The sequence below is a fragment of the Xanthomonas sp. NCPPB 901 genome, assembly GCF_056725085.1.
Genome location: NZ_CM161511.1, coordinates 3,166,184 through 3,184,744, shown reverse-complemented (window position 1 = coordinate 3,184,744; position 18,561 = coordinate 3,166,184). Strand labels below are relative to the sequence as shown.

General features: G+C 69.8%; 20 protein-coding genes. 5 read left to right on the top strand and 15 right to left on the bottom strand.

Annotated elements, in window-relative coordinates; translation table 11 throughout:
* Nucleotides 1-51 precede the first annotated feature (51 nt).
* On the top strand, nucleotides 52-1,782 hold the full coding sequence (locus AC1PME_RS13355; protein WP_307551263.1) for a glycoside hydrolase family 9 protein: 1,731 nt from the start codon (nucleotides 52-54) through the stop codon (nucleotides 1,780-1,782).
* A gap of 25 nt (nucleotides 1,783-1,807) precedes the next feature.
* Here AC1PME_RS13355 and upp read toward each other — a convergent pair whose 3' ends face one another.
* From upp to AC1PME_RS13310, 9 genes are all read right to left on the bottom strand, one after another.
* Entirely contained in the window at nucleotides 1,808-2,440 is a 633-nt protein-coding gene (upp, locus tag AC1PME_RS13350; protein WP_010342021.1) for a uracil phosphoribosyltransferase, read from the bottom strand.
* Nucleotides 2,441-2,578: 138 nt separating this feature from the next.
* Nucleotides 2,579-4,759, bottom strand: a complete 2,181-nt coding sequence (locus AC1PME_RS13345; RefSeq protein ID WP_481096121.1) for a methyl-accepting chemotaxis protein — start codon at nucleotides 4,757-4,759, stop codon at nucleotides 2,579-2,581.
* A gap of 318 nt (nucleotides 4,760-5,077) precedes the next feature.
* Entirely contained in the window at nucleotides 5,078-5,410 is a 333-nt protein-coding gene (locus AC1PME_RS13340; RefSeq protein ID WP_307551257.1) for a non-heme iron oxygenase ferredoxin subunit, read from the bottom strand.
* Complete coding sequence (locus tag AC1PME_RS13335; RefSeq protein ID WP_254458476.1) at nucleotides 5,407-5,943, bottom strand: GNAT family N-acetyltransferase; 537 nt, start codon at nucleotides 5,941-5,943, stop codon at nucleotides 5,407-5,409. The genes AC1PME_RS13340 and AC1PME_RS13335 overlap by 4 nt, the downstream gene beginning before the upstream one ends.
* Nucleotides 5,944-6,118: 175 nt before the next feature.
* A complete protein-coding gene (locus AC1PME_RS13330) occupies nucleotides 6,119-7,369 on the bottom strand; it encodes a cysteine desulfurase (RefSeq protein ID WP_481096120.1) in 1,251 nt (416 codons plus the stop codon).
* Nucleotides 7,366-8,628, bottom strand: a complete 1,263-nt coding sequence (sufD, locus tag AC1PME_RS13325) for a Fe-S cluster assembly protein SufD (protein WP_481096119.1) — start codon at nucleotides 8,626-8,628, stop codon at nucleotides 7,366-7,368. Before sufD ends, AC1PME_RS13330 begins: the two co-directional genes overlap by 4 nt.
* A complete protein-coding gene (gene sufC / locus AC1PME_RS13320; protein ID WP_307551253.1) occupies nucleotides 8,625-9,392 on the bottom strand; it encodes a Fe-S cluster assembly ATPase SufC in 768 nt (255 codons plus the stop codon). The genes sufD and sufC overlap by 4 nt, the downstream gene beginning before the upstream one ends.
* Nucleotides 9,393-9,513: 121 nt before the next feature.
* The gene (gene sufB / locus AC1PME_RS13315; RefSeq protein ID WP_307551251.1) at nucleotides 9,514-10,956 is read right to left on the bottom strand and encodes a Fe-S cluster assembly protein SufB; all 1,443 of its coding nucleotides are present in this window, start codon (nucleotides 10,954-10,956) and stop codon (nucleotides 9,514-9,516) included.
* A 15-nt stretch (nucleotides 10,957-10,971) separates the two neighbouring features.
* Entirely contained in the window at nucleotides 10,972-11,430 is a 459-nt protein-coding gene (locus tag AC1PME_RS13310) for an SUF system Fe-S cluster assembly regulator (RefSeq protein WP_017909662.1), read from the bottom strand.
* A 196-nt stretch (nucleotides 11,431-11,626) separates the two neighbouring features.
* On the opposite strand from AC1PME_RS13310, the gene AC1PME_RS13305 reads away from it, so the two are divergent.
* Both AC1PME_RS13305 and AC1PME_RS13300 read left to right on the top strand, forming a co-directional pair.
* A complete protein-coding gene (locus tag AC1PME_RS13305; RefSeq protein WP_307551248.1) occupies nucleotides 11,627-12,094 on the top strand; it encodes an SET domain-containing protein in 468 nt (155 codons plus the stop codon).
* 98 nt (nucleotides 12,095-12,192) lie between these two features.
* Nucleotides 12,193-12,738: a type 1 glutamine amidotransferase domain-containing protein gene (locus AC1PME_RS13300; protein WP_481096118.1), complete on the top strand. Its 546-nt coding sequence runs from the start codon at nucleotides 12,193-12,195 to the stop codon at nucleotides 12,736-12,738.
* Nucleotides 12,739-12,863: 125 nt separating this feature from the next.
* Here the strand turns inward: AC1PME_RS13300 and AC1PME_RS13295 are convergent, their stop codons facing one another.
* The 5 genes from AC1PME_RS13295 to AC1PME_RS13275 form a co-directional block, all read right to left on the bottom strand.
* Nucleotides 12,864-13,460, bottom strand: coding sequence for a DUF1439 domain-containing protein (locus AC1PME_RS13295; protein WP_307551244.1), 597 nt, complete (start codon nucleotides 13,458-13,460; stop codon nucleotides 12,864-12,866).
* A gap of 91 nt (nucleotides 13,461-13,551) precedes the next feature.
* Nucleotides 13,552-13,854 (bottom strand): DUF3861 family protein, encoded by a 303-nt coding sequence (locus AC1PME_RS13290; RefSeq protein WP_254458468.1) that lies wholly within the window; start codon nucleotides 13,852-13,854, stop codon nucleotides 13,552-13,554.
* 94 nt (nucleotides 13,855-13,948) lie between these two features.
* Complete coding sequence (locus tag AC1PME_RS13285; RefSeq protein ID WP_481096117.1) at nucleotides 13,949-14,515, bottom strand: M23 family metallopeptidase; 567 nt, start codon at nucleotides 14,513-14,515, stop codon at nucleotides 13,949-13,951.
* A gap of 4 nt (nucleotides 14,516-14,519) precedes the next feature.
* Nucleotides 14,520-15,224, bottom strand: a complete 705-nt coding sequence (locus AC1PME_RS13280; protein WP_254458466.1) for a tellurite resistance TerB family protein — start codon at nucleotides 15,222-15,224, stop codon at nucleotides 14,520-14,522.
* A 144-nt stretch (nucleotides 15,225-15,368) separates the two neighbouring features.
* The gene (locus AC1PME_RS13275) at nucleotides 15,369-15,767 is read right to left on the bottom strand and encodes an HU family DNA-binding protein (protein ID WP_254458465.1); all 399 of its coding nucleotides are present in this window, start codon (nucleotides 15,765-15,767) and stop codon (nucleotides 15,369-15,371) included.
* Between the two features lie 290 nt (nucleotides 15,768-16,057).
* On the opposite strand from AC1PME_RS13275, the gene AC1PME_RS13270 reads away from it, so the two are divergent.
* Nucleotides 16,058-16,489 (top strand): OsmC family protein, encoded by a 432-nt coding sequence (locus AC1PME_RS13270; RefSeq protein WP_481096116.1) that lies wholly within the window; start codon nucleotides 16,058-16,060, stop codon nucleotides 16,487-16,489.
* Nucleotides 16,490-16,747: 258 nt separating this feature from the next.
* Nucleotides 16,748-17,353 carry a glycine zipper 2TM domain-containing protein gene (locus AC1PME_RS13265; RefSeq protein WP_481096115.1) on the top strand — a complete coding sequence of 202 codons (606 nt, stop codon included), beginning with the start codon at nucleotides 16,748-16,750 and terminating at the stop codon, nucleotides 17,351-17,353.
* A gap of 98 nt (nucleotides 17,354-17,451) precedes the next feature.
* Here the strand turns inward: AC1PME_RS13265 and AC1PME_RS13260 are convergent, their stop codons facing one another.
* Nucleotides 17,452-18,330 (bottom strand): PhzF family phenazine biosynthesis protein, encoded by an 879-nt coding sequence (locus AC1PME_RS13260; protein ID WP_481096114.1) that lies wholly within the window; start codon nucleotides 18,328-18,330, stop codon nucleotides 17,452-17,454.
* Between the last annotated feature and the right edge of the window lie 231 nt (nucleotides 18,331-18,561).

Genomic DNA, 18,561 nt, shown 5'->3' with positions numbered 1-18,561 from the left:
GCCTGCGACGTGGCGCTTGCAGCCGTCATCATGGCCGGCCAGTATCGGCGCATGAAGCTGCCCCATCCCCTGTCCTGCCTGTTCCTCGCCTGCGTGCTGCTGGGCGGCTGCACCTCGCGCGCCGACACCTCCGTGCCATCGCCGATCCGCCTGAATCAGGTCGGTTTCCTGCCTGCCGCGAGCAAGCTGGCGGTGGTGCCCGATGGCCACGGCGAGGCGTTCTCGATCGCGCGCGCCGACAGCGACGAGGTGGTGCTGCGCGGCACGCTCGGCGCCGCCGCGACCTGGCCGCCGGCGCAGCAGACGGTACGCATCGCCGATTTTTCCGCGCTGCGCACGCCGGGCCGCTACCGCCTGCGGGTCGACGGCCTGCCGCCGTCGGACAGCTTCGTCATCGGCGAGGACGCCTACAACGCGCTGTCGCGCGCCGCGCTCAAGGCCTACTACTACAACCGCGCCAGCACCGCGCTGGACGGCGCCTACGCCGGCCGCCACGCGCGTGCCGCCGGGCATCCCGACGACCAGGTGCTGGTGCATGCCTCGGCGGCCTCGCCGGAGCGCCCGGCCGGCACCGTGATCGCCGCTCCCAAGGGCTGGTACGACGCCGGCGACTACAACAAGTACGTGGTCAACTCCGGCATCACCGTCTACACCCTGCTGGCCGCCTACGAGCAGTTCCCGGCGTATTTCGCCGCGCATCCGGAAGGCATTCCCGACAGCGGCGGCGGGGTGCCGGACATCCTGCGCGAGGTCGACTGGAACCTGCAGTGGCTGCTGGCGATGCAGGATCCGCACGACGGCGGCGTGTACCACAAGCTGACCAACCTGGACTTCGCCGGCATGCAGATGCCGGACCAGGCGCGCGCGCCGCGCTACGTGGTGCAGAAGAGCACCGCGGCCACGCTCGACTTCGCCGCGGTGATGGCCCAGGCCAGCCGTGTCTATGCGCCGTTCGATGCGCAGTTCGGCGGCCTCTCCACGCGCATGCTCAAGGCCTCGCGGCGCGCCTGGGCGTGGGCGCAGGCGCACCCGGACGTGGCCTACCGGCAGCCGGACGACGTGCACACCGGCACCTACGGGGACAACCAGTTCGACGACGAATTCGCCTGGGCCGCGACCGAGCTGTACCTGGCCACCGCCGACGACGCGTTCTATGCGGCGGCGATGGCGCGCGACGTGCCGGCCAGCGTGCCGGACTGGCGCCAGGTCGGCGGACTGGCCTGGATGTCGCTGGCGCAGCACCGCGCGCGCTTGACCCCGCGCGCCGACCAGGCGCGCATCGCCAGCGAGATCGAGGGCCTGGCCGATCACCTGGTGCAGGTCTGGCAGGGGTCGGCCTGGCGGGTGACGATGCGCGAGGCCGACTTCCACTGGGGCAGCAACGGCACCGCGATGAACCAGGCGATGATGCTGCTGCAGGCCTACCAGTTGCAGCGCAAGCCCGAATACCTGCAGGCCGCGCAGTCGCAGCTGGACTACGTGCTCGGCCGCAATCCGCTGGGCATGTCCTTCGTCACCGGCATCGGCGCGCGCTCGCCGATGCACATCCACCATCGCATCTCCATCGCCGACGGCGTGGCCACGCCGGTCCCCGGCCTGCTGGTCGGCGGCCCGCAGCCGGGCCAGCAAGATGCCGAGGCCTGCAAGCACGCCTACGTGTCGAAGCTGCCAGCACTGTCGTACCTGGACAAGGAATGCAGCTACGCCACCAACGAAGTGGCGATCAACTGGAACGCGCCGCTGGTGTACGTGAGCGCGGCGCTGCAGAACCTGCAGCGCTGAGCCACCGCCGGCGCGATGGCGCCGCTCACCCCAGGCGGGTGCCGAAGATGCGGTCGCCGGCGTCGCCCAGGCCCGGCAGGATGTAGCCCTTGTCGTTGAGCCGTTCGTCGATCGCGGCGGTGTAGACCTCCACGTCCGGATGCGCCGCTTCCAGCGCCTGCAGGCCTTCCGGGGCGGCGACCAGGAAGATGCCCTTGATCCGCCGCGCGCCGGCGCGCTTGAGCATGTCCACGGTGGCGATGAGGGTGCCGCCGGTGGCCAGCATCGGGTCCAGGATCAGCGCATCGCGCTCTTCCAGGCGGCCGGTGAGGCGTTCGAAGTAGGGCACCGGTTGCAGCGTCTCCTCGTCGCGCTGCAGGCCGACCACGCTGACCCGCGCCGCGGGAATCAACGCCAGCACGCCGGGCAGCATGCCCAGTCCGGCGCGCAGGATCGGCACCAGGGTGATCTTGGCGCCGGCGATGCGCTGCACCTGGGTCGGGCCGGCCCAGCCGTCCATCGTGTGGGTCTCGGTCTCCAGGTCGGCAGTGGCCTCGTAGCCGAGCAGGGTGCCCAGTTCGGTGACCAGCTCGCGGAAGCCCTTGGTGCTCAGCGCCGCGTCGCGCAACAGGCCGATCTTGTGTTGCACCAGCGGGTGGCGGACTTCGACGATCTTCATGGGCGCGCTCGCAAGGGGGAGGCGCACAGTGTGCCGCAGCCGGCTCCGGCGCCGCCAGGTGTCCGATGCCGGCGCATGCCGCGCGCATGGCCTGCGACGCGCCGATCGTGCGCGTCGCAGGCCATGCCGAGGCCGGGCTCAGGCCGCGGGGGCGAGCACTTCGGCGGCGGGCGCCTGGGTGCGCGCCGCGGCGACGCTGCGGGTCACGCCCGGCGCCGCGTGGCCCGTGTCGATCTTGAACAGCGCCACCGCCTGGGCCAGTTGCCCGGCCTGGTCTTCCATCGACCGTGCCGCGGCCGTGGCTTCTTCCACCAGCGCCGCATTCTGCTGGGTGGCTTCGTCCATCTGGGTCACGGTCTGGTTGACCTGCTCGATGCCGGCCGTCTGTTCCTGCGAGGCCGCGGAGATCTCGCCCATGATGTCGGTGACGCGCTGCACCGAACCCACGATCTCCTGCATGGTCTTGCCGGCCTGGTCGACCAGGGCGGAACCCTCGGCAACGCGGCCGACCGAGTCGTCGATCAGCGTCTTGATCTCCTTGGCGGCATTGGCCGAGCGCTGCGCCAATGTCCGCACTTCGGTGGCGACGACCGCAAAACCACGGCCCTGGTCGCCCGCACGCGCGGCTTCCACCGCCGCGTTCAAGGCCAGGATATTGGTCTGGAAGGCGATGCCGTCGATGACGCTGATGATGTCGGCGATCTTCTTCGACGAGGCTTCGATCCCGCTCATGGTCTCGACCACCTGGCCGACCACGCTGCCGCCCTGCGAGGCCACCGAGGCGGCACCGACGGCCAACTGGTTGGCCTGGCGCGCGTGCTCGGCGTTCTGGCGCACGGTGGAGGTCAGTTCCTCCATCGAGGCGGCGGTTTCTTCCAGGCTGGCGGCCTGCTGCTCGGTGCGGCGCGACAGGTCGTCGTTGCCGGTGGCGATCTCGGTGGCGGCGGCGTTGATGCTGACCGCCGCTGTCTGGATGCGGCCGACGATGCCGGTCAACTGGTCGGCGGTGGCGTTGGCGTCGTCGCGCATCTGCGCGAACACGCCCTGGAAGTCGCCGTGCATGCGCGCGGTCAGGTCGCCGGAGGCGATGGACTGCAGCAGGGACGACAGCTTGCCCAGGTTGCGATCGCTGACCTCCATCATCGCGTTGAGGTCCTGCACCATCAGCCGGAAGTCGTGCTGGAAGCGGCCGGCATCGCCGCGGGCGCTGAAATCGCCGGCCGCGGCGGCCGCGGCCAGGCGCTTGATCTCGGTGTTGATCGCCAGCAGGCTGGCCTTGGCCGCATCCATCGATTCGTGCAGCACCGCGCGGCTGCCGGGCAGGCGCTGTGCGTCGCGGCGCAGGTCGCCGTTGGCGTATTCGTTGAGCACGCCGATGGCGTCGACAAAGGCGTCCAGGTGCTCGAACATCATGGTGTTGATGCCCTTGCTCAGCTCGCCGTACACGCCCGGGAAGTCCTGCGGCATGCGGTGGCTCATGTCCTTGTCCGCGTGCAGTTCGATCATCAACGCGGTCTCGTGGGAGAAGCGCTGCAACTGGGTCTGCATGCGGCCCATCGCCAGCAGCAGGCGGCCGGGTTCGTCGCGCGCGTCGGTAGCCACGTCGTTGTCCAGGCGCCCATCGGCGATGGCCTCGGCGGCGCGGGTGGCGCGGGCCAGCGGCACGGTGAGGCTGCGGGTGATCATCCACGCCAGCAGGCTGCTGACCAGCACCACCGCCACGCCGCCGGTGATGAGCAGGATGCGGCCGCGGTCCATTGCCGCGGTGGCGGTGGCATAGGCCTGTTCGCCGTTGTTGCGCTGCCAGACCGCATAGCCGCCGATCGCTTCGCGCCAGCGCTGGGTGGCCGGCGCCGCCTGGTACAGCAGCACCTTCATCGCATCGTCGGACTTGTAGGTCAGCCCCAAGTCCAGCACCTGCTGGTTGAGCTCGGTCGCCTGCGCGTAGGTCCGGTTGATCTGCTCGCGCAGGGCGCGATCGCGCGGGCTGGTAGTGGGGATGGCGAACAGCTTGTCGCAGTACTCGCGATAGCGGCGCAGTTCCTTCACCATGATCTTGGCGAAGGCGATGTTCTCTTCCTGCGTGGTCGGCAGCACGATGTTGCGCAACTGGATGCCGATGTCCGAACTGGCGTCGAGCATTTCGTTGGTGTAGACGATGGTGGAAACCGTGCGGCGGGCGACAGTATCCAGCTGGCTGCGCGCTTGCGAGAGGGTGAGCAGACCACCCACCACCAGCCCACAGGACAGCAGGATGAGCAGGCCGAAGGCGAAGGAGAGACGTCGTGAGACGTTGTAGCGATGCAGAAGAGCGGTCATGCTCTGGTCCTAGCAAGAGGAATGGGAGTACCAGGGGACGGTCGCGGCACTGATTGATACGAAATGCAACGAATATTTCATGCAATCGTGACGGAAGTGCATATTCGTCTACCTCGTCTCTCCGTTAGCGGCCAGTTGATTGAGATCTTTAATTGGATCGATTGAGATGGTCTTTCCATCCCAGTTGTGGCCTTGCGGACGCGCACGGCGCTGGGCCCCGACGAGCGCAGCGCAGGGGGCCATAGAGGCAGAGAAGCGCACCGGGCGACCCGCCGAGAGGCGCGGTCGACGCCGGTGGCGCGATGAAAACGCGCGGTCTCAGTCGCGGTCGTCGCGGGTCCACAGCCCGCCGTGTTCTGACTTCACCGGAAATTTCGGCACCGGGCCATAGGCCGGCGCGCACAGTGCGCGGCCGTCGCGCACATCGAAGCGGGCGCCATGCAGCACGCATTCGATGCTGCCGGCGGCGGCGTCGAAGGTGCCGGGCGACAGCTCGTAGTCCTCGTGGCTGCAGCGGTCTTCCAGCGCATAGAACTGACCGTCGAAGTTGAACACCACGATCGGCGTGGCGGTCACCTCGTCCCACACCGTCTTCATTTCGCCGGGCAGCAGTGCGCCGTCGGCGCAGACGAAGGTCCAGGTCTCGCTCATGCGGCACCGCCCAGCGGCTTTTCCAGCACTTCGAAGCGCAGGTCGTCGCGGCGGGGCAGGCCGAAGCGCGCATCGCCGTAGGGGAACGGCTTCTTGATCCCGGTGCGGCGATAGCCGCGGCGCTCGTAGAAGGCGATCAGTTCGTCGCGCAGGTCGATCACCGTCATTCGCATCAGCGGCAACCGCCATTCCTGCCAGGCGATGCGCTCGGCCTCGGCCAGCACGGTCTTGCCCAGGCCGCCACCCTGCGCCTGCGGCTGCACCGAGAACATGCCGAAGTAGCCGGCACCGTCCTCGTCGGCGACGTGCGCGCAGGCGATCAGCACGCCGTCGCGTTCGGCCAGCAGCACCAGGCTGCGCGGGCGCAGGATGTCCGCGCGCAACACCTCGCGGTCGATGCGGTTGCCGTCGAGCAGGTCGGCTTCGGTGGTCCAGCCAGCGCGGCTGCTGTCGCCGCGATAGGCCGAGGTGACCAGGGCGGCGATGGCGTCGATGTCCTCGACGGTGGCGGTGCGGAAGGTCAGGGTGTGCATGGCGCGATTTTAGGGCGTGCCGCAGGGAATGGGGAATGGAGACTCGGGAATCGAGATGCGCGCGCTCAAGGCGGGAAGGGCGCCTTGAGCACCACTTCTGCCAGGCGAAGTCCGCACGTGCAGTGCTTTGCCGATTCCCGATTCCCGATTCCCTACTCCCGATTCCCGGCTCCAATCACGCCAACAGCGTCCGCACCTTGCGCAAGGCCGCCACGAAGCGCTCGATTTCCTCGTGCGTGTTGTAGAACGCCAGCGAGGCGCGGCAGGTGGCGGCGACGCCGTAGAACTGCAGCAGCGGATGCGCGCAGTGCTGGCCGGAACGCACCGCCACGCCTTCCAGGTCGAGCAGGGTGGCCAGGTCGTGGGCATGCGCGCCCTCGATCAGGAACGAGACCACCGCGGCCTTGCCCGGTGCGGTGCCGAACAGGCGCAGGCCGTCGATCCGCTGCAGCTCCTCGGTGAGGTGGGCCAGCAGTTCGGCCTCGCGCGCTTCCACGTGCTGCAGGCCGAGCGTCTGCAGGTAGTCCACCGCCGCGCCGAGGCCGACGAAGCCGGCGATGTTCGGGGTGCCGGCCTCGAACTTGTGCGGCGGGTCGTTGAACACGGTGCCGTCGAAGCTGACTTCCTTGATCATCTCGCCGCCGCCCAGGAACGGCGGCATCGCCTGCAGGTGCTCGCGCCGCGCCCACAGCGCGCCGGTGCCGGTCGGGCCGCACATCTTGTGGCCGGTGATGGCGTAGAAATCGCAGCCGATCGCGGCCACGTCCAGCGGCCGGTGCGGCGCGGCCTGCGAGCCGTCGATGACGCTGACGATGCCGCGCTTGCGCGCCTCGCGGCAGATCTCGCGGACCGGGTTGACCGTGCCCAGCACGTTGGAGACATGCGTCAGGGCCAGCAGCTTGACGTCGGCGGTCATCGCCGCGCGCAGCGCGTCCAGGTCCAGCGCGCCGTCGGCGGTGATCTCGGCCACCTTGATGGTGGCGCCGGTGCGCTGCGCGACCAGTTGCCACGGCACGATGTTGGCGTGATGCTCCATGCGCGACACCAGGATGGTGTCGCCGGCGCGCAGTCGCGGCAGTGCCCACGAGTACGCCACCAGGTTCAGCGCGAAGGTGGCGCCGCTGCACAGCACCAGTTCGTCGGCGCGCACGTTGAGGAACTGCGCCAGCCGGGTCCGCGCGCCTTCATAGGCCTCGGTGGCCTCGCTGCCGAGCGCGTGCACCGCGCGGCTGACGTTGGCGTTGTGGCGGCGGTAGAAGGCATCGGTCGCGGCGATGACCTGCAGCGGCTTCTGCCCGGTGTTAGCGTTGTCGAAATACACCAGCGGCTTGCCGTGCACCTCGCGCAGCAGCAGCGGGAAGTCGCGCCGGACCGCGTCCCAGTCCGGCGCCAGCGGCGTGGCGGCGTGCGTGGCGGGCCCGTTCATGCCACGCCTGCGGCGCTCAGCGCCCGCTCCAGCCGCGCCAGCAGGAACTCGGCTTGCGCCGGCGCCAGCGCGCGCAGCGGCTCGCGGCAGAACGCGGCGGTCAGCAACTGCTGCGCGCGCTCCTGCGGCAGGCCGCGCGAGCGCAGGTAGAACAGCGCATTGGCGTCGAGCTGGCCGACGGTGGCGCCGTGCGCGGCCTTGACCTCGTCGGCGTCGATCACCAGCACCGGCTGGGTATCGATCTCGGCGTCGGCGGACAGCAGCAGGTTCTTGTTCGACAGCGCCGCGTCGGTGCCGTCGGCACCGTGGCGGATGTGGATGCCGCCATGGAAGGCCACGCGGCTGCGCCCGGTGGCGACGCCGCGCCACAGCAGTTCGCAGGCGGTGTCGCGGGCGATGTGTTCGATGCCCAGGCGGGTGTCGAGCTGGCGCCGGCCGTTGCCGAGCAGCACGCCGTTGGCGACCAGCCGGGCGTTGTCGCCCTCCAGGCGCACGTTCAGTTCGTGCCGGGCCAGCGCGCCGCCCAGTTCCAGGTCCACGCGCCGGTACTGCGCGTCGCGCGCCAGCACCGCGTCGGTGCGCAGCAGCGCGGTGACGCCGGCCGCGTCGTCCTGCACGCGGGCGTGGGTCAGCTGCGCGCCGGCGGCCAGGTGCACGTGCGCCAGGCTGTTGCTCAGGTGCGCGGCGTCGCCGGCATGCAGGTGATGCTCGACCAGCGCCAGCGCCGCGTCCTGGCGCAGTTCGATCAGGTGCCGGTGGTGCCAGGCCAGGTCAGCCCCGGCGGCGGTGGAGACGAACACCAGGTGCAACGGCTGCTCCACGCGCACGCCGGCGTCCACCCGCAGCACGCTGCCTTCGTCGGCGAGGGCGGCGTTGAGCCGGGCGAACACCTCGTCGCTGCGTTCGAAGCGGCGGCCGAGGAAGCGCATGGCATCGTCGCCGCTGCGCAGGATGGTCGACAGGCGCTGCAGCTCCACCCCGGCCGGCAGGCCGGACAGGTCCGACAGCGCGTCGCTGGCGCGGCCGTTGACGAACACCAGGCGCGGCGCCGGGATGCCGTCGAGCAGCGCCGCGTCCACCGGCGCGGCGGCCTGCGGCGCGGGCGCGAAGCTGCGCCGTTCCAGCGCGCGCAGCGAGGTGTATTTCCAGGCTTCGCTGCGCGGGCCGGGCAGGCCGTCGCGCAGCGCCTGCTCCAGCGGCGCGCGGCGCGCGCCATCGCCATGGAACGCGGCGGCCAGCGAGTCGAGCAGGGCGCTCATTGCAGCGCCGCCTCGGGCGCCACGCGCTCCTTCAGCCAAGCATAGCCGTGCGCTTCCAGCTCCAGCGCCAGTTCGGGGCCGCCGGTCTGCACGATGCGGCCGTCGGCCAGCACGTGCACCACGTCCGGCTTGATGTAGTCGAGCAGGCGCTGGTAGTGGGTGATCACCACGAACGCGCGCTCCGGCGAGCGCAGCGCGTTGACGCCTTCGGCCACGGTCTTGAGCGCGTCGATGTCCAGGCCGCTGTCGGTCTCGTCGAGGATCGCCAGCTTCGGCTCCAGCACCGCCAGCTGGAAGATCTCGTTGCGCTTCTTCTCGCCGCCGGAGAAGCCCTCGTTGACGCCGCGATGCAGCAGCTCGTCCTTCAGGTGCAGCACCGCCAGCTTCTGCCGGACCAGCTTGAGGAACTGCATCGAATCCAGCTCGGCCTCGCCGCGCGCCTTGCGCTGCGCATTGAGCGCGGCGCGCAGGAAGTAGGTGTTGTTCACGCCGGGGATTTCCACCGGGTACTGGAAGGCCAGGAACAGGCCGGCGGCGGCGCGTTCCTCCGGTTCCAGCTCGAGCAGGTCGGCGCCCTCGAAGCGCACGCTGCCGTCGGTCACGGTGTAGCCGTCGCGGCCGGCCAGCACGTTGCCCAGGGTGGACTTGCCGGCGCCGTTGGGGCCCATGATGGCGTGCACTTCGCCGGGCTTCACTTGCAGCGAGAGGCCCTTGAGGATGTCCTTGCCGGCGACGGAGGCGTGGAGGTTGTCTATGGTCAGCATGATATTGGGAATCGGGAGTCGAGAATGGGGAATAGGGAAGAGCAGGTAGAGGTGCAGCGGAAAGATGCGGGAAGAGAACCGATTCCCGATTCTCCATTCCCGATTCCCGGCTTCGCAGGCGTCAGCCGACCGAGCCTTCCAGCGACACTTCCAGCAGCTTCTTGGCTTCCACCGCGAACTCCATCGGCAGTTCGCGGAACACCTGCTTGCAGAAGCCGTCGACGATCATCGACACCGCGTTCTCCTGGTCGATGCCGCGGGCGCGGCAATAGAACAGTTGATCGTCGCTGATCTTGGAGGTGGTGGCCTCGTGCTCGACGGTCGCGGTGGGGTGGCGCACCTCGATGTACGGGAAGGTGTGCGCGCCGCACTGCTTGCCGATCAGCAGCGAGTCGCACTGGGTGTAGTTGCGCGCGCCCTCGGCGCTGCGCTCCACCTTGACCAGGCCGCGGTAGGTGTTCTGCCCGCGGCCGGCGCTGATGCCCTTGCTGACGATCTTGCTCTTGGTGCGCTTGCCGATGTGGATCATCTTGGTGCCGGTGTCGGCCTGCTGGCGGTGATGGGTCAGCGCCACCGAGTGGAACTCGCCCACCGAGTCGTCGCCCAGCAGCACGCACGAGGGATACTTCCAGGTGATCGCCGAGCCGGTCTCGACCTGGGTCCAGGTGATCTTGCTGCGCGCGCCGCGGCACTCACCGCGCTTGGTCACGAAGTTGTAGATGCCGCCGCGGCCTTCCTCGTCGCCGGGGTACCAGTTCTGCACGGTGGAATACTTGATCTCGGCGTCTTCCAGCGCCACCAGCTCGACCACCGCCGCGTGCAGCTGGTTCTCGTCGCGCATCGGCGCGGTGCAGCCTTCCAGGTAGGACACGTAGGCCTGGTCCTCGCACACGATCAGGGTGCGCTCGAACTGGCCGGTGTGGCCGGCGTTGATGCGGAAATAGGTGCTCAGCTCCATCGGGCAGCGCACGCCCTTGGGAATGAACACGAAGCTGCCGTCGGAGAACACCGCCGAGTTCAGCGCGGCGAAGAAGTTATCGCCGACCGGCACCACGCTGCCCAGGTACTGCTTGACCAGTTCCGGGTGCTCCTTGATCGCCTCGGACATCGAGCAGAAGATCACGCCCTTCTCGGCCAGTTCCTTGCGGAAGGTGGTGCCGACCGAGACCGAGTCGAACACCGCGTCCACCGCCACGCCGGCCAGCTTGGCGCGCTCGTGCAGCGGCACGCCGAGCTTGTCGTAGGTGTCCAGCAGTTCCTTCGGCACTTCGTCCAGCGAGGCGTACTTGGGCCCCTTGGGCGCGGAGTAGTAGCTCAGCGCCTGGAAGTCGATCGGCGCGATGTCCAGCTTGGCCCAGTGCGGCATCGGCATCTTCAGCCAGTGCCGGTAGGCGGCCAGGCGCCATTCGGTCATCCATTCCGGCTCGTCCTTCTTCACGGACAGGGCGCGCACGACGTCCTCGTTGAGGCCGGGCAGGAACGAATCGGATTCGATGTCGGTGATGAAGCCGGCGTCGTAGCGACGTCCCAGCCGTTCCAGGATTTCAGCGTTTTCGGTGGCCATGGGGCTGCCTACAGGTCAGGTGGTCGCGAACCGCACGGCGATGGAGCGCCGCTTGGGATCGCCGGAAGGGGGGAGGGGGTGGAGCATCTGCGCCAGGGTCACGCCGCGCAGCGCGTCGGCGACCACGTCGTTGATCAGCCGCCAGTTGGAGCGCACGCCGCAGGTCTGGGCGATGCTGCACTGGCTGCCGTGGTGGCTGCATTCGGTGATCGCCAGCGGGCCTTCCATCGCCTCGACGATCTGGATCAGGGTGATGGCGTCGGCCGGGCGCGCCAGCCGGTAGCCGCCGCGCACGCCGCGCAGGCCCTCGACCAGGCCGGCCTGGGCCAGCGGCTTGAGCAGCTTGCTGACCGTGGGCGGCTCCAGCCCGGCCTGTTCGGCCAGTTCGGTCGCGCTCAACACCTCGTTCGGACGCGCGGCGAGCACGGTCAGCACGACGGTGGCGTAATCGGTGAGCTTGGTGACGCGGAGCATGGCGACACGGTGGGAGTTCAATGCGGACCGAAATTGTACTCTTTTGCGCCGCAGCGTCCAACCGGGCCGTTCATCTTTTCTTTCGATCGCTGCGATTCGGACCCGGGCCGGGCAAGGAATGGCCGACCGCCGCCCGCGGGCTTGGGATCGCGGGCGATGTGCGCCAGAATCTGCGCTTTCCTGTCCGGATCGCCGCATGCCCCGCAAGATCGCCGCCCGCAAGTCCCGCATCCATGGCAATGGCGTGTTCGCCGTGCTGCCGCTCAAGAAAGGCGAGCGGATCATCGAATACAAGGGCCGCCGCCGTACCCATGCCGAGGTCGACCGCGACGAGGCCGGCGACGTGGAGACCGGGCACACCTTCCTGTTCACCCTCAGCGACGACTACGTGATCGACGCCAACTACGAGGGCAACGACGCGCGCTGGATCAACCACAGCTGCGCGCCGAACTGCGAGGCGGTGATCGTCGAGGCCGAGGGCGATGACCGGCGCAAGGACAAGGTGGTGATCGAGGCGCTGCGCGACATCAAGCCCGGCGAGGAACTCACCTACAACTACGGCATCACCCTGGCCGAGCGGCACACGCCGCGGCTGAAGAAGATCTGGGAGTGCCGCTGCGGCGCCAGGAATTGCACCGGCACCATGCTGCAGCCCAAGCGCTAGCGCACGGGCCGCCCCATGCACGCCGCGCCGACGCGCGGTTCACGGCACTGCCACCGACGCGCTTCTACGGTGGCACTCCCCTAGTCGAGGAGTGTCCCATGAGCGCAATGCCTTCCCTTGCCGGCAAGCAAGTGGCTGTCCTGGCCACCGACGGTTTCGAACAGTCGGAACTGCAGGAGCCCAAGCGCCTGCTCGAGTCCTGGGGCGCTCAGGTCGACGTGATCGCGCCGGGCGAGGCGAGCAGCATCCGCGGCTGGGACAAGAAGGACTGGGGCGACAGCGTGCCGGTGGACAAGCGCCTGCAGCAGGCCCAGGCCGGCGACTACGACGCGCTGGTGCTGCCGGGCGGGGTGATCAATCCCGACAACCTGCGCACCGAGCCGACCGCGATCGCCTTCATCCAGTCCTTCGCCAGCGCCGGCAAGCCGGTGGCGGCGATCTGCCATGGTCCGTGGCTGCTGGCCGAGAGCGGGCTGGTGCGCGACCGCCAGGTCACCTCGTGGCCGTCGCTGAAGACCGACCTGTCCAATGCCGGCGGGCGCTGGGAGGACCAGGAGGTGGTGGTGGACGGCAACCTGATCACCAGCCGCAAGCCCGACGACATCCCGGCCTTCGCGCAGGCGGTGGCCAAGGCGCTGGGCTGAGTCCGGCGGCGGCATGGCGCCGCCGCGGCGCGGCGAGTGAAACAGACAGACAGCAGAACGGCGGCCGAGGCCGCCGTTTCTGCATGTCTGTCCAGGGCAGGCTCAGGCCGTGCCGGAGCGTGCATCTACTGCGCGGGAAGCGCGCCGGCCGGCACCAGCTTGCTGATGTCCTGGTTGAAGCGCACCACCAGCGTGCCGTTCTCCACGCCGGCCGACTGGATCTGCACGTCGCCGAGCATGGACGTCAGGCGCGGATCGAGTTTGTAGATCGGTTCCTTGCGCGCGTAGTCCTCCAGCCAGGCATTGAGCAACTCGCGGGTATTGGCGTCGAGCTTGCCGCCGCTGGCGGCCGGGCGGAAGTCGTCGATGGTCGGGGACTGCAGGTGGAAGCTCTGGCTCTGCTGGTCGTAGCGCAGGCCGCTGGTCAGCAGCACCTGGCCCAACGGCGTCGGCGTGCCGCCGCCGGTGGCCATGCTGAGGTCGAACTGCATCTTCAGCCGGTCGCCCGGCGGCAGGCTCAGCTTCGGGTCGCGGACGGTCATCTTGATCAGCCCGCCCAGCGCCTTGTGCGTCTGCGGGAAGCTGCCGTCCAGATAGTGCTGCACGTCGGCGGCGCCGACGCTGACCTGGCGGCCCTGGATGGTCGGCTCGGCCTGCGCCTGGGCGGCGGTGGCGAGCAGCAGCAGCGCCGCGGCGCGCAGGGTGAACTGGCGGAGGGTCATCGAGCGGGCCTTGGCAACGGATGAGGATTTCACCATAACCGCGCGCGGTGAATGCGCGATTAGCGGAATCGCTGCGCTGGCGCCGCGCTGCTTACGCGGCAGGCGCAGGCGCCAGCCGCGCCAGCAGCGCGTCCAGCGCCGGCTGCAGCGGCGCCAGCAGCGCGCGCGCCTCGCTGTCGCTGCGCTCGCCCAGGCTGCGCAGCAACTGCGTGCCGACGATCAGCGCGGCACGCTCGTCGCCGCGCAGGCCCGGCTGGCGCTGCGCCGCCTCGAGCAGGCGCATCCAGTCCTGCCGGCAGCGTGCCTCCAGCTCGATGGTGCAGCGGCCCTGGCAGGGCAGGCCGTCGTCCTGGATCGGGGTGACGGTGACGCGGTAACGTTGGGAGGCGGTCATGGCAGTGGCGCACGCGAAGTGTGCCTCCAAGATAGGCGCGGCCGGCCGCCACCACGAGCCTACTGCCCGCGACGCTCTGTTCCAGTGCTTCCGTTCAGCGTGCCGCGCGCAGCAGCGGCAATGGGTCGTAGGCGCCGCCTTCGGCATAGACGCCGTAATGCAGGTGCGGCGGCGTGCCACGCGCGTTGCCGCTGTCGCCTACCGCGCCGAGCGGGTCGCCGGGCTCCACCAGGTCGCCGACCAGCAGCCCCGGCGCCCATGTCTCCAGGTGCGCGTAGTAATGCCGCTGCCGGGCCGGGCCCAGTACCCAGACCTGGCGGCCGCCCAGGCCGCGCTCGGCGATGGCGACGACGATGCCGCGCGTCGCCGACACCACCGGCGTGCCGCGGCTGGCGAAGATGTCCACGCCGGCGTGCTGGCGGTCGCGCCCGCGCGGCGCGCCGAAGGTGGCGGCGACGCGCCGCGGATCCACGCCCTCGACCGGCATGTGAAGCGCGGTCGGCGCCGGTTGCCGCGCCAGCTCCCAGCCGATCCGCAGGCGGTGCGCCCACGGATGCCGCCACGCCCAGGCGGCGGCCACCGCCAGCCCCGCCAGCAGCGCCACGCGCAGCAGCCCGCGGCGCAGACGCTGCGCTGGCGAAGGCGCGGGCGTCGCGGCCATGCGCTCAGTCCGCGTGCAGGGCGGCCGCCTGTTCCTGCAGGCGCTGCTTCAGGGCGTCGTCGATGCCGAGCTGCCGTGCCAGTTCGTCCAGGTAGCTGCGCTCCATGAAGCCCTGCTCGTCGGCAGCGAGCAGGCTGGCCAGATACATTTCCGCGGCCATCTCCGGGGTGGTCGACGCGCGCGCCACTTCGGCCGGATCCAGCGGCTTCTCCAGTTCGGCATGCAGCCACTGCTGCACGTCGGCGTCGTTGCCGTGGAGGCGGGCGAACTCGCCTTCGATCAGGCTGCGTTCGCGTTCGTCCAGGTGGCCGTCCGCCTTGGCCGCGGCGACCAGCGCGCGCAGCACCGCCTGGCTGTGCTGTTCCACTTCCAGCGGCGGCAGCCGGTCCAGCGTCTGCGGCTCGGGTGCGGCGGGGCCGATCTGCTGGCGCCGGTAGTCGCCGTAGGCGCGATAGGCCATCAGCCCCAGCGCGGCCAGGCCGCCGTAGGTGGCCAGCTTGCGCGTGGTGCGGTGCTTGCCGAGCAGCAGGCCCAGCGCGCCGCCGCTGAGAGCTCCCTTGCCGAAGTCGGCGTTGAGCAGGCCGCCCAGGCCGCCGGCGCCCGGTTGCGCCGGTGCGGCGGGAGCGGTGCCGCCGGTCTTGCCCATGGCCTGGCCGGCGGCACCTTGCGCCGATTGCAGCAGTTGGTCGAGGAAGCCCTGGAGTTTCATGCACGCGGTCCTGTCGAAGTGAACCACCGGTATAGCCGCCGCGGCCTTAGCGGCCCGTCAATCCGCCCGCGCGGGCCGCGCAAAAAAAAACGAGACGGCCGGGGCCGTCTCGTCGGTGTGCTTGCCTGGATCAGGCGACGCTGCTCAGAGCGCGGCGTCCTTGAGCTTCTTCAGCGGGCGCACCTTGAGCTTGGTGGTGGCCGGCTTGGCGGCGAACCACTGCTCTTCCTTGGTGAACGGGTTGATGCCCTTGCGCTTCGGCTTGGCCGGCACGCTGACGGCGGTGATCTTCAGCAGGCCCGGCAGGGTGAACGAGCCAGCGCCCTTCTTGCTGACCGAACCGGCCACGGCGTGCTCCAGCGAGGCCATCACGGCGCGCACGTCCTTGGCGATCACGCCGCTGGTCTCGGCGATGTGCGCCACGAGCGCGGACTTGCTCAGCACGTCCTTGATCGGCTTGGGGGCGGCCGGCTTGGCGGCGGCCTTGGTCGCTGTTTTCTTCACTGCCTTCTTCGGGGCAGCCTTTTTCGCGGTCTTTGCCATGATGTCCTGATTCCGTATTTGGTGGTGTTGGGTCGCGCCGACCCCGTCGGCATGGCGAAATGTAGGGCATGTGCTACGCCGCGCCAATAGGCCGGAAGTAAAAAAACGCGAATAACCGCCGCGAGCGTGGACTTTTTCGCCGTTGGCCGGCACCGCCACCGGCACATCCGCGCGGCGGTGCGGGGCATTTGCCGCTGTGCGCGCGGCGAGCGCGATCGTCGCGCGGGAGCACGTCTGCGTCACGCGGCCTGGCCTATGGTCCGCCCTCCACTCACCGACAGGAGCCTCGCATGGGCATTTCGCGTCACGCCACCGCGCATTGGGAAGGCGATCTCAAGACCGGCCAGGGCCGTTTGAACACGCCGCAGAGCGGTCTGCTGCAGAACACCCGCTATGCGTTCAGCAGCCGCTTCGGCGACGAGAAGGGCACCAATCCCGAGGAACTGATCGCCGCCGCGCACGCCGGCTGCTTCACCATGGCGCTGTCGGCCAAGCTGACGGAAGCCGGCTTCCCACCGACCGCGCTGGATACCCGCGCCGACGTCGATCTGTCGATGGAGGGCGGTCCGCAGCTGTCGCAGATCCGCCTGAAGGTCAAGGCCGTGGTGCCGAACATCGATGCCGCGCGCTTCCGCGAACTGGCCGACGACGCCAAGCAGAACTGCCCGGTGTCCAAGGCGCTGAGCGCGGTGCCGATCAGCCTGGAAGCGGAACTGGGCTGAGTCCCGGCGCGGCCCGGCAGCACGCCGGGCCGCGATCGCCTGCGCCGCGCCTGCGGCACCGCCCACCGCCCGCCTGCCACGCAGCGTCTTTGCGGTGTGGTTTCTCTTCCGGCATCGCTCTTCCGGCATCGGCGCCAAGGTCGGCGCGTAGCTGTCGCAACGCTAAACGCGTGCGCCGCAGCGGTCCCAATTCAGTCTGGTTTCACCGCCTCGGATCGAGCATGCAGTCGCGCGATCCACGCGCCTGGAACCATCGCCATGAACAAGCTCTCGACCCGTCTGTTGACCGCTGCGCTCGCTGTCGGTGTCATCGGCTCCGCCGCCGCGCAGGATTACGGTTACACCCGCTACGACGACTACCGCGACCGCGGCTACGCGACCGGCACCTACGACTATGCGCGCGTGGTGCGCGCCGATCCGATCCTGGTGCAGGTCAACGGCCCGCGCGAGACCACCGAGCGCTGCTACGACCGTCCGGCCTCCGGCAGCTACGCCAGCGACTACGGCTACCGTGGCACCGACGGCGGCCGCACCGTCTCGTCGGTGGTCGGCGGCATCGCCGGCGCCGTGCTGGGCAGCCGCGTGGGCGGCGGCGATGGCCGCTTCGTCGGCACCGCGGTCGGCACCATGCTCGGCAGCCTGGCCGGCCGCTCGATCTACGACACCAACACCCGCGCCTACGGCGGTGGCTACGGCGGTGGCGTAGTCCGCGAATGCGACCCGGTGTCCTACCGGACCGAGCGCTACGACCGCGTCGACGGCTACGACGTGACCTACGAATACGGCGGCCGCTACTACCACACCCGCACCGCCTCGCCTCCGGGCGACCGCATCCGCGTCCGCGTCGACGTGCTGCCCGACTGACCTGTTGCCCGATTGACCTGCAGGGCGCCTCGTTGCGAGGCGCCCTTTGTTTTGCGCGGCCGGCCGCGCCTGCGGGGCAGGGCGGCGGCCGCTGGCGATCACGGCCAGTCGATGCGGCCTTCGATCACCGTCTGTACCTGACCGCCCGACCACACCTCGCCGGCCTCGTCCACGCACAGCGTCAGCAGCGCATCGTGGCCGACTTCGCGGCCCTGGCTGGCGACGTAGCGGCCGCCGTGGCCGGGCAGGGCGGCGCTGTGATCCAGCCACGCCGCCAGCACCGCATTGGCCGCGCCGGAGGCGGCGTCCTCGAAGCGCCGGCCGTTGCCGACGAAGGCGCGCACGGCCAGTGCATAGGCTTGGCCGCTGGCACGCGCGTAGGCGAATACGCCCATGCTGGCGGTGCTTTCGGCCAGGGCGGCGATCGCGTCCCAGTCCGGCGCCAGCGCGCGCAATGCCGCTTCGTCGGCCACTTCCACCAACCACCAGCAGCGGCCGCCGTCCATGCGCACCGGCGGCAGCGCGCCCAGCGACCAGCCGCGCAGCGCCGCCTGCAGGCGCGGATCGGCGGCATCGGCGATCTCCGCCACCTGCGCGCGCGGGGTGCGGATGGCGATGCTGCGTACCCCGGCATCCACGTCGACCCGCAACGGCAGCAAGCCGGCGATGCCGTCCTGGGTCAGCACGCCGTCGCGCGGCGTGGCGATGCCCGCTTCCAGCACGACGTGCGCGGTGCCGACGCTGGGATGGCCGGCGAACGGCACCTCCTTCTGCGGGCTGAACATGCGCAGGCCGTAGCTGGCGTCCGGCCGCGTCGGCGCGAACACGAAGGTGGTTTCCGGCAGGCGCGTCCAGCGCGCGATGGCCTGCATCGTGGCGTCGTCCAAGCCATCGGCATCGAGCACCACGGCCAAGGGATTGCCGTTGCCGGCGCGGGCGGAGAAGACATCGACCTGGAAGAAGCGGCGTGCGGCCATGGGGGAACTCCGGACTGCGGTGGGGGAGGCCGGAGCTTAGCAAGCGATCTTGTCAGCGATCACCACTTGCACCAGGCCGCCGATCCACGCCTGCTCCCCGTCCGGTCAGGCACCACGCCCAGCCGATGGTCCAGTCCCGGGCCGGCGGAAAAGACGTCCAGCTGCGGGGAGTCGTGCGCGCTCATCGGCGCTCCGTTGGCAGTAGAATCGGGGGTTGCGCCTGCGCATGCC